General features: G+C 69.2%; 10 protein-coding genes. 6 read left to right on the top strand and 4 right to left on the bottom strand.

Annotated elements, in window-relative coordinates; translation table 11 throughout:
• Positions 1-33 precede the first annotated feature (33 nt).
• Positions 34-663 (top strand): Crp/Fnr family transcriptional regulator, encoded by a 630-nt coding sequence (locus tag GO615_RS07670; protein WP_246262190.1) that lies wholly within the window; start codon positions 34-36, stop codon positions 661-663.
• Positions 664-758: 95 nt separating this feature from the next.
• A complete protein-coding gene (locus GO615_RS07665) occupies positions 759-953 on the top strand; it encodes a YgaP family membrane protein (RefSeq protein WP_169126606.1) in 195 nt (64 codons plus the stop codon).
• A gap of 74 nt (positions 954-1,027) precedes the next feature.
• Here the strand turns inward: GO615_RS07665 and rsmA are convergent, their stop codons facing one another.
• The 4 genes from rsmA to GO615_RS07645 form a co-directional block, all read right to left on the bottom strand.
• The gene (rsmA, locus tag GO615_RS07660; protein WP_169126604.1) at positions 1,028-1,813 is read right to left on the bottom strand and encodes a 16S rRNA (adenine(1518)-N(6)/adenine(1519)-N(6))-dimethyltransferase RsmA; all 786 of its coding nucleotides are present in this window, start codon (positions 1,811-1,813) and stop codon (positions 1,028-1,030) included.
• A gap of 167 nt (positions 1,814-1,980) precedes the next feature.
• Complete coding sequence (gene pdxA, locus GO615_RS07655; protein WP_339379979.1) at positions 1,981-2,967, bottom strand: 4-hydroxythreonine-4-phosphate dehydrogenase PdxA; 987 nt, start codon at positions 2,965-2,967, stop codon at positions 1,981-1,983.
• 6 nt (positions 2,968-2,973) lie between these two features.
• Positions 2,974-4,293, bottom strand: a complete 1,320-nt coding sequence (locus GO615_RS07650) for a peptidylprolyl isomerase (RefSeq protein ID WP_169126602.1) — start codon at positions 4,291-4,293, stop codon at positions 2,974-2,976.
• Between the two features lie 29 nt (positions 4,294-4,322).
• Positions 4,323-6,752, bottom strand: coding sequence for an LPS-assembly protein LptD (locus GO615_RS07645; RefSeq protein ID WP_169126600.1), 2,430 nt, complete (start codon positions 6,750-6,752; stop codon positions 4,323-4,325).
• 114 nt (positions 6,753-6,866) lie between these two features.
• Here GO615_RS07645 and GO615_RS07640 point away from each other — a divergent pair, with 114 nt between their 5' ends.
• From GO615_RS07640 to GO615_RS07625, 4 genes are read left to right on the top strand one after another with little or no spacing between them, the layout of a single operon-like run.
• Complete coding sequence (locus GO615_RS07640) at positions 6,867-7,871, top strand: phosphotransferase (protein ID WP_169126598.1); 1,005 nt, start codon at positions 6,867-6,869, stop codon at positions 7,869-7,871.
• A gap of 8 nt (positions 7,872-7,879) precedes the next feature.
• Positions 7,880-8,560: an N-acetylmuramate alpha-1-phosphate uridylyltransferase MurU gene (gene murU, locus GO615_RS07635; protein WP_169126626.1), complete on the top strand. Its 681-nt coding sequence runs from the start codon at positions 7,880-7,882 to the stop codon at positions 8,558-8,560.
• 57 nt (positions 8,561-8,617) lie between these two features.
• Entirely contained in the window at positions 8,618-9,982 is a 1,365-nt protein-coding gene (locus tag GO615_RS07630) for an aminopeptidase P N-terminal domain-containing protein (protein WP_169126596.1), read from the top strand.
• A complete protein-coding gene (locus GO615_RS07625) occupies positions 9,969-11,126 on the top strand; it encodes an FAD-dependent monooxygenase (protein WP_169126594.1) in 1,158 nt (385 codons plus the stop codon). Before GO615_RS07630 ends, GO615_RS07625 begins: the two co-directional genes overlap by 14 nt.
• The last annotated feature ends 6 nt before the right edge of the window (positions 11,127-11,132 follow it).

Genomic DNA, 11,132 nt, shown 5'->3' with positions numbered 1-11,132 from the left:
GTTAGATTTGTATAAGAGACAGCCCACTATCCGATGATCGCCGCGCTGCCCGAGGCCGCGCGCCAACGCCTGCTCGCCGCGGGCCGCTGGGCGCGCGTGCCGGCCGGCACCCTGCTGTTCGACGACCACCAGGCCTGCGAAGGTTTTCCCTTCGTCGTCGAAGGCTCGGTGCGCGTGGTCAAGTGCGCGCCGAACGGGCGCGAGCTGCCGCTGTACCGCGTCACGCCGGGCGAAACCTGCATCATCTCCTCGTCCTGCCTGCTCGGGCACGAGGACTACAACGCGCGCGGCATCGCGGAAACGGACACCGTGCTGCTGATGTTGCCCAAGCCCGAATTCGACGCCCTGCTCGCCGAGCCGGCCTTCCGCAGCTTTGTCTTTCATCTCTTCGCCGAGCGCATCGCCGACCTGATGCAGCTCATCGAGGAAGTCGCCTTCCACCGCCTCGACCAGCGCCTCGCCGCCCAGCTGCTGGGCAAGGGGCGCGTGCTGCACGTCACGCACCAGCAGCTCGCCGACGAGCTCGGCAGCGTGCGCGAATTCGTCAGCCGGCTGCTGAAAGGCTTCGCCGCGCAGGAACTCGTGAAACTGTCGCGCGAGCAGATCGAGATCCTCGACCCGGCGGGCCTGCGGCGCATCGCCAGCGACGGCCGGCAGACCTGAGCTTCGCGACGGGGGCTGTGTAACCGAGGTTACAGACCGGCGGAAGCGCGAGTGTTGAAATACGCTCGCAAACCTGAACAACCCCGGAGAAAATCATGAATGCAAACGTCGGCGGCATCGACAAGATCCTTCGCATCGTCGCGGGCCTGGTCCTGATCGTCCTCGCGATCATGGGCATCGGCGCCCCCTGGACCTGGATCGGCGTCGTGCCCCTCGCCACCGGCCTGATGGGCTGGTGCCCGGCCTACTCGATCTTCGGCCTCAACACCTGCCCGATGAAGAAGGCCTGAACGTCCCTCGCGGCGTCACAAAAAAGCCGGGGCGACCCGGCTTTTCTTCGTTTACGACCTCCGTTTCGCCCGAGCTACGCCGGAGCGCCCTTGCGCGACACATGGTTCGCGATATTGACGTAGTCCGCAACGCTCAAGCGCTCGCCACGCAGCCCCGGATCCAGTCCCAGCGTCGCGAAATCCTGCTCGTCGAGGAAGTCGCGCAGCGTGTTGCGCAAGGTCTTGCGCCGCTGCCCGAAGGCCGCTGTGACGATGCGGCCGAGCAGTTCCTCGTCCTGCGCACCGAGCTGATCGGGCGGCAGCGGCACCATGCGCACGATGCTGGAGGTCACTTTCGGCGCCGGCCGGAACGCCCCCGGCGGCACGTCGAAGAGCCGCCCCATGCGGAAGCGGTACTGCAGCATCACCGATAGCCGCCCATACTCCTCGGTCCCCGGCTCGGCCACCATGCGCATCACCACCTCCTTCTGCAGCATGAAGGTCATGTCCGAAACGCTTTCGGCAAAGGTCGCGAGATGGAACAGCAACGGCGTGGAGATGTTGTACGGCAGGTTCCCCACCACGCGCAGCGGCGCGCCGAGGCTACCGAAATCGAACTTCAGCGCGTCGCCCTCGTGGATCGTCAGCCGTTCCGGCGAGTAGCGCTCCTTCAGGCGCGCGATCAGGTCGCGGTCGATCTCGACCACGTGCATGTGCCCGAGCCGCTCGACCAGCGGATCGGTCATCGCCGCAAGGCCCGGGCCGATCTCGACGATCGTGTCGCCCGCGGCGGGGCGGATCGCATCGACGATCTTGCGGATGATATTGGGGTCGGACAGGAAGTTCTGCCCGAAGCGTTTGCGGGCGTGGTGCTCGGTCATTCGATATCTCTACAGGTTGTCGGCAACGCCGAAGCGGCGGCGCTGCCGTGATGCAGCCCGCGCGATGGCGGTTTTCGGGCCGAGGCGTCCGCCACGCGCCAACGAGGACCGGAAGCCGCCGTCGCGCGGGCGGGCCGACCGGCACTCAGTTTCAAGGAATTCGGTTTTCAGCCGCGAGCGCCCGCCATCGCGATCGCCAGCTCGACTGCCGCGAACAGACTGCCCGGATCGGCCTTTCCCGTTCCGGCAAGATCGAGTGCGGTGCCGTGATCCACCGAAGTCCGGATGATCGGCAGGCCGAGCGTCACGTTCACCCCGCCACCGAAGCTCGCGTGCTTCAACACCGGCAGCCCCTGGTCGTGGTACATCGCCAGCACGGCATCGCCCTGCGCGAGCGTGTGCGGCACGAACAGCGTGTCGGCCGGCAGCGGGCCGGTGAGCGACATGCCCTCGCCGCGCAGCTTCTCCAGCACCGGCGTGATCACCTCGATCTCCTCGCGCCCCATGTGGCCGCCCTCGCCGGCGTGCGGATTCAGGCCGGCGACGAGGATGCGCGGCGCCGTCAGGCCGAAGTGCCGCACCAGGTCGCCATGCAGGATGCGCAGCGTCGCCTCCAGCAGCTCGCGCGTGATCGCCGCCGGCACCGCCGCCAGCGGCAGGTGCGTCGTCGCCAGCGCGACGCGCATGCCGCCGCCGACCAGCATCATCACCACCAGGGGCGTGCCGGTATGCTCGGCGAGATACTCGGTATGTCCGCTGAAGGCCACCCCGGCATCGTTGATGACGCCCTTGTGCACCGGCGCCGTCACCATCCCCGCGAACTCGCCGCTGCGGCAGCCCGCCAGCGCGCGGTCGAGCAGCGCGAGCACGTAGGGCGCGTTTGCGGCGTCGAGCACACCGGCGCGCGCCGGCACGCCCAGCGGGACGTGCAGCACTTCGATTGCGTCCTCCGGCGCTGCATCGCGTGCGGGATCGAAGGGCACCACCGCCGCCCGACCATCGGCACGCTCGCGGATCAGCCCGATGTCGCCGAGGACGACGGTACGCACCGGCCAGTCGCGTCCGGCCAGGTGCGCGCACAGCTCCGGTCCGACCCCGGCCGGCTCGCCGCTCGTGACGGCGAGAATCGGCAAGCGCGTCGGCAGCCCCGGCACGCCGGCTTACTCCTTCTCCAGGCGGTACTCGACGTAGGTACGGTCACGCAGCTGGCGCAACCATTCCTCGTAGGCCTCCTCGGCCTTGCGCTCGCGCAGCGCGTTGCGCGCGGCGGCGCGCTTGCGCTCGTCGGTAACGTCCTGCATGCGGCGCTCATCGACCATGATCAGGTGCCAGCCGAAGGGCGACTTGATCGGCGCGCTGACCTCGCCCGGCTTGAGCGCGTCCATGGCACGCTCGAATTCGGGCACCGTGTCGCCCGGATTGACCCAGCCGAGGTCGCCGCCCTTCGCGGCCGACAGGTCGGCCGAGTTCACCTTCGCCAGTTCCGCGAAGTTCCCGCCGTTGATGACGCGCTCGCGCAGGCCGTTGAGGCGGCTCTCGGCGTCGGCATCGGTCACGATCTCCGAGGTGCGGATCAGGATGTGGCGCGCACGCGTCTGCTGCATCTGCTGCAGGCCCGCCACCGCGCCGCCGCGACGCTCGACGAGCTTGACGATATGGAAACCCGCCGGACTGCGGATGACCTTCGACACCTCGCCCGGCTGCATCTGGCGCACGGCCTCCGCGAACAGCGCCGGCAGGCGGTCACGGCCGCGCCAGCCCAGGTCGCCTCCGCTCAGCCCGTCCGGCGCGTCCGAATACGAGGCCGCGAGGCGGCCGAAATCCTCGCCCGCGCGCAGGCGCTCGACGACGCTCTCCGCGCGCGCCAGGCGCTCCGACTGCTGCTGCATGGTTGCGCTTTCGGGCACGCGCACCAGGATGTGGGCGACGTGGAACTCCTCGCCCGACAGCGCATCGGCGTTGTTCGCGAGGAAGTTCTCGATCTCGGCGTCGGTCACGACGATGCGGTTGTCGACCTCGCGCTCGCGCAGACGGGTGAGCAGGATCTCGGAACGGATCTGGTCGCGAAAGCGGTTCCAGGTGATGCCATCCTTCTCCAGCGCGAGGCGCAGGTCGGTCATGCCCATGCGGTTGTTGTCGGCGATGCGGCCGATCGCCCGGTCAAGCGTCGCATCGTCGACCTTGAGCGAGGTTTCCGCGGCGAGCTGTATCTGCGCACGCTCGAGCACCAGCCGTTCGAGCACCTGGCGCTCGAACACTTCGGCCGGCGGCAGCGCCGTGCCCTGGCGCGCGAGCTGGCGCTGCGCCTGCTGCACGCGCTCGCGCAGTTCCAGCGTGGTGATGACCTCGTTATTGACGACGGCGACGATGCGGTCGACCGCGACCGGGCGCGCAGGGGCGGCGTGCGCGGGCAGCAGCGCGGGTGCGCCGGCGAGGCCGAGTACCAGGGCGATGCACAGGCGCGAGGGAATTCGGATCATGTTCTGTCGTGGTGTGGATGTTGAGGCGCTCATTCGGCGCCGAAAACGCGATCGGAAACGGGATCGTTGATCTTCCCATAACCGGCGACGCTGCGTTTGAGCAGATTGACCGGACTGGTGCCCACGCTTGCGAGGTCGTTGAGCTCGAGCTGGACGAACACCGCCTGGGTCACGTCATTGGGGTCGGTCGCGAAGCGGTGCACCGCGGTGCGCACGACCCAGCAACCGCCATCGTACTCGATGCCCGCGATCGCCTCGGTGATGCGGTCTTCCGTCAGCGAGCGCGTCACGCGCCCGACGCCGTACCAGCCGCCGCCCAGCGGCCACTGGCCGGACAGGGCGAGATCCTGGATCTTGTCGCTCTCGTCGGCAAGCCGGCCGCGCGAATAGCGGTAGGAAAGGTTCAGCGCCTTGGCGAAGTCGGGCTGGTAACGCACGCCGGCGTTGAAGCGTTCGGTCCAGTTGTCGCGCAGGTTGTACTGGATGTTCGAATCGAGCCAGGTCTTCGACATGATGTAGCCGCTGAAGAGCCCCAGCACGTCGGCCCGGCGGCCGGTGCGCGGCTCCTCGCCCGGCAGCGTCACACGCTGGTCGTCGAAATAGAAACGCTGGCCGACGGTCGCGCGCAGGCGCTCGCCGCCGGTTTCGGGGTCGATCAGGCGCGAGGTCACCGCCGCCGTCACCTGGTTCGCATCGGCGATGCGGTCGCCCCCCGAATACTGGTTCTCGGAGAAGATCTGCGCGAGGCCGAAGTCGTAGCGCGAGGAGTCGAACACCGGGATGTCGGACTGGTCGCGGTACGGCGTCTTGACGTAGAACACGCGCGGCTCCAGCGTCTGCAGGAAGTCCCGGCCGAAAAGGCTTGTGTCGCGCTCGAACATCAGGCCGCTGTCGACCGAGAAGATCGGCACGGAACGCGTGATCGAGCGGCTGTTGCCGCTGAGGTCGCGATCGAGGTCGTACTGCGTGTAATGCAGGCCGAGCTTGGGCGTGACGTAATAGCCGGCGCGCTCGAAGGGCAACGAAACCTGGGGATGCAGCGTGAAGCGGCTGCCTTCGGCAACATTCGAATCCGGATGGTCGAACTGCACGTACTCGCCGCGGAACGCGAAGGCCGAGCCGCCGATCAGCTCGCCGCGGTTGGCGTTCAGCAGCAGCTGCGGCAGCTTGCGGTACGGCTCCCCGCCCGACAGGGTCTGGTAGCTCTGCACCAGCGCGGAGGCATTCCACCACTCGCTGCCGGCATAGCTCAGCGTGCCCTTGCGCACGAGGTTCGCACGCGAGGCGACCGACACGCGCGAGCTGAGATCCTCGAAATACTCCTTGTCCGTGACGCCGTTCCAGTCGATCGCCGCGAACAGGCTGGGCGTGATGACCTGCGTATGCTGGAAGGAGCCCAGCGCACGCTCCTCGCCGGTGACGTTGTCGCGCGGCAGGTATTCGACGCGCGCCTCACCGGCCTGCGTCGGCGTCAGGTAACGGAATTCGGTCGCCAGCTGCACACCGCGGCGGCCCATCACGCGCGGGGCGATCGTCGCGTCGTAGTTCGACGCGATGTTCCAGTAGTACGGCACCGAGATGTCGAGGCCGACCTTGTTCGACATGCCGAAGGTCGGGGCAAGGAAGCCGGACTGGCGCTGGCCGACGAGCGGGAACTCCGCCCACGGCCACCACAGCATCGGCACGTCCTGGAACACCAGGGTCGCGCCCTTCGCGGTGCCGAGCTCGCGGTCGTAGTCGAGGTGCAGGTCGCTCGCCTTGAGGTACCAGTCGGGATCGCTCGCCTCGCAGGTCGACCAGGTCGCGTTCTTCAGGCGGTACTGGTTCTCGCCCTCGAAATACAGCACGTCGGCCGAGCCGCCGCCGGCGATCTCGCGCGGCGTCTCGCCGGGCTGCACGGGCTGGGTCGACTGGCGCTTGATGCGGTAGGTCGGCTCCTCGAACGAACCCAGGCGCTCCTCGAGCTTCAGCCGCGCCTCCGGTCCGCTCATCTGGTCCTCGCCGCGCCTGAGCCGCACGTCACCCTCGGCATGCGCCTCGTCGTCGAGCTCGCGATAAGTCAGCTTGTCCGCCGAAAGCAGCAGGTCGTCGCGTTGCAGCTCGGCATCGCCTTCCGCCAGCAGTTCGACCGAACGCGTGCCGCGGATGCGCAGGGCACGTACCTCGGTCGCCCCCGGCGGCAAGGCGCTCGGCGCCTGCGCGGGCTTGGTCCCGCTTGCAGCCCCGGCCGGCGTCGCCACGGTGGGCGCGGGAGCAGGCGCCTTCGCTGCGGGATGGACGCCGGCAGGAACCGGCTCCACCGGAGCCGCCGCGGGCGCCGGCTTCGCCGGCGTACGGGCGCTGCCGCCCCCCATCAGGTCAGGCGACACGACCAGCGGCGGCAATCCGGCCGCCAGGGCCGAGCCCGAGAAACAGCACAGCAGCAGCGGGATCGCCCGCAGTTGCGTTCTCAATCGCATTTCGCGCAAAGCGCTTTCCCCAATCCTGGTTTCATCGCCGGCGGCCCGTGCCCGGCACGGTCGCGGCCTTTTGATAAACTCGCGGATTTTACACGAAGCGTTGCGGAGAACCCGGTGCACAGACTTGCCCAACTGAACGACTGGCTGACCACACGAATGTCCGGGAAGGCCTTCGAGCTCACGCCCGCATCGGCCGACGCCAGTTTCCGCCGCTACTTCCGCGTGAATTTCGCCGACGGCAGCCCCAGCCTCGTCGTCATGGACGCGCCGCCCGAGCGCGAGGACTGCCGTCCGTGGCTGAAGGTCGAGGAGCTGTTCCGCGCCGCCGGCGCGCACGTCCCCGAAGTGCTCGCGCAGGACCTCGACCAGGGCTTCCTGCTGCTGTCCGACCTCGGCAGCACTACCTACCTCGCCGCGCTGAACAAGGACAACGCCGCCCACCTGTACGCCGACGCCCTCGGCTCGCTCATTGCGATCCAGCGCGCGAGCCGCCCCGACGTGCTGCCGGAATACTCGCGCGAACTGCTGCTGCGCGAGCTGATGCTCTTCCCCGAGTGGTACATCGAGCGTCACAAGGGCGTCACGCTAGACGATCGCCAGCGTGTCACGCTGATGGACACCTTCGACCGCATCCTCGCAGTGAACCTCGCCGAGCCCCAGGTCTTCGTGCATCGCGACTACCACTCGCGCAACCTGATGTACCTGCCCGACCAGGCCAACCCGGGCATCATCGACTTCCAGGATGCCGTGTACGGCCCGCTGACCTACGACCTCGCCTCGCTGTTCAAGGACGCCTACATCCACTGGGAGGAGGACTTCACCCTCGACATGCTCGCGCGCTACTGGGAAGCGGCGCGCAAGCTGGGCCTGCCGGTGCGGGAAGACTTCTCCGACTTCCACCGCGACTACGAATGGATGGGCGTGCAGCGCCACATCAAGGTGCTGGGCATCTTCGCTCGGCTCTATCACCGCGACGGCAAGGACGGCTACCTCGCCGACATGCCGCTGGTGATGGACTACCTCCGCCGCGCGTGCAAACGCTATCGCGACCTCGGCCCACTGCTGAAGCTGCTCGACCGCCTCGATCCCGAACCGGTCGAAGTCGGCTACACCTTCTGATGCGCGCGATGATCCTCGCCGCCGGCCGCGGCGAACGCATGCGCCCACTCACGGACGCCTGCCCGAAGCCGCTGCTGCAGGCAGGCGGCAAGCCGCTGATCGTGTGGCACATCGAACGCCTGCGCGACGCCGGCTTCACCGACATCGCGATCAACCACGCCCACCTCGGCGCGATGATCGAGGCGGCGCTGGGCGATGGCGGCGCCTTCGGCGTGCGCCTGCGCTACTCGCCCGAAGCGGAGGCGCTGGAGACTGCCGGCGGCATCCGCCAGGCCCTGCCGCTGCTCGGCGACGCCCCCTTCCTGGTCGTGAATGGCGACGTCTTCTGCGATGCCGAGCTCGCGGCCCTGCGTGCGACGGGCGAAGGGCTGACCGCCGACGGCGACCTCGCCCACCTGCTGATGGTACCGAACCCCGAGCACCACCCCGGCGGCGACTTCCATCTCGCGGACGGGCGCCTGCACCGCGACGGCGAACCGCGCCTGACCTTCTCCGGCCTCGGCGTGTACCACCCCGCCCTCTTCGCCGGCATCGCACCGGGCACGCGTGCCGCGCTCGGCCCGCTGCTGCGCGAGGCGATGGACGCCGGACGCGCAAGCGGCGCCCTGCACGCCGGCTATTGGCTCGACGTCGGCACCCCGGCGCGACTCGCCGAACTCGACGCGCGGCTGCGCCGTACCGGCACCTGAACGCACTCCGGCAGGTCCGGTCGAATCCGACATCCGTGCCCATGCCATAATCCGCCGATGAACACGCCCCTCGACCCGAAGTTCGCCCCCCTCGCGCTCGACATCGCCCCCTTCCGCGCCCGCCGCGAGCGCCTGCTCGCGCGCATGAACGCACTCGGCGGCGGTATTGCCGTGTTGCCGACGGCTCCGGAATACGCGCGCAACCGGGACACGCACTACCCGTTCCGCTACGACAGCTATTTCCACTACCTCACCGGCTTCGGCGAACCGGAGGCAGTGGTCGTGCTGATCGCCGGCGATACGCCGAAATCGATCCTGTTCTGCCGCGAAAAGAACGAGGAGCGCGAAATCTGGGACGGCTACCGCTACGGCCCCGACGCCGCACGCGAGCGCTTCGGCTTCGACGAGACCTGGACCATTGGCGAGATCGACCAGCGCCTGCCCGATCTCATGTCCGGCCAGCCCGCACTGTGGTGCAGCCTCGGCCACGACACCGACTGGGACGCCCGCGTGCTGCGCGCCCTCAACACCGTGCGCGCGAACGCCCGCGCCGGGGCGATCCCGCCGCATGCGATCCGCGACGTGCGCGCCGAGCTCGACGAGATGCGCATCCTCAAGGACGCCTCCGAAATCGCGATCATGCGCCGCGCCGGCGACATCTCCGGCGAAGCCCATCGCCGCGCGATGGCCGCGACCCGCCCCGGCCGCTTCGAATACGAGATCGAGGCCGAACTGCTCCACGCCTTCCGCCGCGCCGGCAGCCAGGCCCCCGCCTACCCGTCCATCGTCGCCAGTGGCGCCAACGCCTGCGTGCTGCACTACATCGAGAACGACCGCCAGATGGCCGATGGCGACCTGCTGCTGATCGACGCCGGCTGCGAGCTCGACGGCTACGCCTCCGACATCACCCGCACTTTCCCGGTGAATGGCCGCTTCAGCGGACCGCAGCGCGACATCTACGAACTCGTGCTCGCCGCGCAGGCCGCCGCCAAGGCCGCGATCCGGCCCGGTGCGCACTGGAACATGCCGCACGACGCCGCCGTTGAGGTGCTCGCGCAGGGCATGCTCGACCTCAAGCTCCTTTCCGGCAGCCTCGCCGAAGTCCTCGAGCAGGGCCACTACCGCCGCTTCTACATGCACCGCACCGGGCACTGGCTCGGGCGCGACGTGCACGACGCGGGCGAATACAAGCTCGACGGGGACTGGCGCCCGCTCGCCCCGGGCATGGTGCTGACGGTCGAGCCGGGCTGCTACATCCGCCCTGCCGAAGGCGTGCCGGAAGCCTTCTGGAACATCGGCGTGCGCATCGAGGACGACGCGCTGGTCACTGCGGACGGCTGCGAATACCTCACCGAAGCCGCACCGCGCTCGGTCGCCGACATAGAGGACGTGATGCGCGAGGCCGCCGATGGCGCAGCATGACCTGCTGATCGTCGGCGCAGGCCCGGTCGGCCTCTCGCTCGCCCTCGCACTGAAGGACAGCGGCCTCGCGATCGCACTGGCCGACGCGCGGCCGCGCGATGCCGTCGCCGCCGACCCGCGCGCGCTCGCGTTGGCCCACGGTACGCGCCTCACCCTCGAACACCTGGGGGTGTGGAACGCCTTACCAGCCACGCCCATCCGCCACATCCACATCTCGCAGCAGGGCGGCTTCGGCCGCACCCGGCTCGATGCGGACGACTACGGCCTGCCCGCACTCGGCTATGTCGTCCGGGCGGGCGCTCTCGCCGAAGCCCTGCGCGACGCCGTCGAGCGCACCGGCATCACGGTCATGGACCAGACCGAAGTCACCGGACTAGCCACAGGCGCCGACGCGGTAACGGCCAGCCTCGCCGGCGACGGCAGCACCCTCCATGGCGCCACCGCCTGCGCCCGCCTCGTCGCCTGCGCCGAAGGCGGGCTGCAGGCGGACACGCCCGACATCGTCGAACGGGACTACGGCCAGCACGCGATCATCGCCAACGTGGGCATTGCCGGCAGACACGGCGAAACCGCCTTCGAGCGCTTCACCAGCGAGGGCCCCATCGCCCTGCTGCCCCACGGCGACCACTATGCCCTGGTGCATGTCGCCTCGCCCCGGCGCGCCACCGAACTCCTGGCCCTGCCCGACGCCGCCTACCTGCAACACCTCCGGCAGCGCTTCGGCAGCCGGGTCCAGCTCGCAAGCGTTGCCGGGCGGCAGCGCTACCCGCTGGTGCTGCGCTACCGTCGCGACCCCGTCGGCTCGCGCACGGTGTGGCTGGGCAACGCCGCTCAGACCCTGCACCCCGTCGCCGGCCAGGGTTTCAACCTCGCGCTGCGCGACGTCTGGGCGCTCGCCCGCACCCTCCTCGACTACCGCGGCGACCCCGGCCTCGCCGGCACGCTCGCCGCGTGGCGCGACGCCCGGCGACTGGACCGCTTCGGCGCGATCAACTTCACCGACAGCCTCGTGCGCATCTTTAGCAACGACTTCGCCCCCCTGCACCATGCACGCGGCGCAGCGCTGTTCGCCCTCGACATGCTACCGCCGCTGCGCCACTTCATCGCCCGCCGCATGATGTTCGGCGCCCGCGCCTGGCCGTGACTCCGG

It is taken from the genome of Aromatoleum evansii (assembly GCF_012910805.1).
Classification (GTDB): Bacteria; Pseudomonadota; Gammaproteobacteria; order Burkholderiales; family Rhodocyclaceae; genus Aromatoleum; species Aromatoleum evansii.
This window is presented reverse-complemented; position numbering and strand designations above follow the sequence as displayed.

What these genes read in the sequence shown, in the direction of transcription:
- GO615_RS07670 (WP_246262190.1), top strand. Translation starts at nt 34, where the DNA reads ATGATCGCCGCGCTGCCCGAGGCCGCGCGCCAACGCCTGCTCGCCGCG.
- GO615_RS07645 (WP_169126600.1), bottom strand. Translation starts at nt 6,752, where the DNA reads ATGCGATTGAGAACGCAACTGCGGGCGATCCCGCTGCTGCTGTGCTGT.
- GO615_RS07625 (WP_169126594.1), top strand. Translation starts at nt 9,969, where the DNA reads ATGGCGCAGCATGACCTGCTGATCGTCGGCGCAGGCCCGGTCGGCCTC.
- GO615_RS07650 (WP_169126602.1), bottom strand. Translation starts at nt 4,293, where the DNA reads ATGATCCGAATTCCCTCGCGCCTGTGCATCGCCCTGGTACTCGGCCTC.
- GO615_RS07630 (WP_169126596.1), top strand. Translation starts at nt 8,618, where the DNA reads ATGAACACGCCCCTCGACCCGAAGTTCGCCCCCCTCGCGCTCGACATC.
- GO615_RS07665 (WP_169126606.1), top strand. Translation starts at nt 759, where the DNA reads ATGAATGCAAACGTCGGCGGCATCGACAAGATCCTTCGCATCGTCGCG.
- murU (WP_169126626.1), top strand. Translation starts at nt 7,880, where the DNA reads ATGATCCTCGCCGCCGGCCGCGGCGAACGCATGCGCCCACTCACGGAC.
- rsmA (WP_169126604.1), bottom strand. Translation starts at nt 1,813, where the DNA reads ATGACCGAGCACCACGCCCGCAAACGCTTCGGGCAGAACTTCCTGTCC.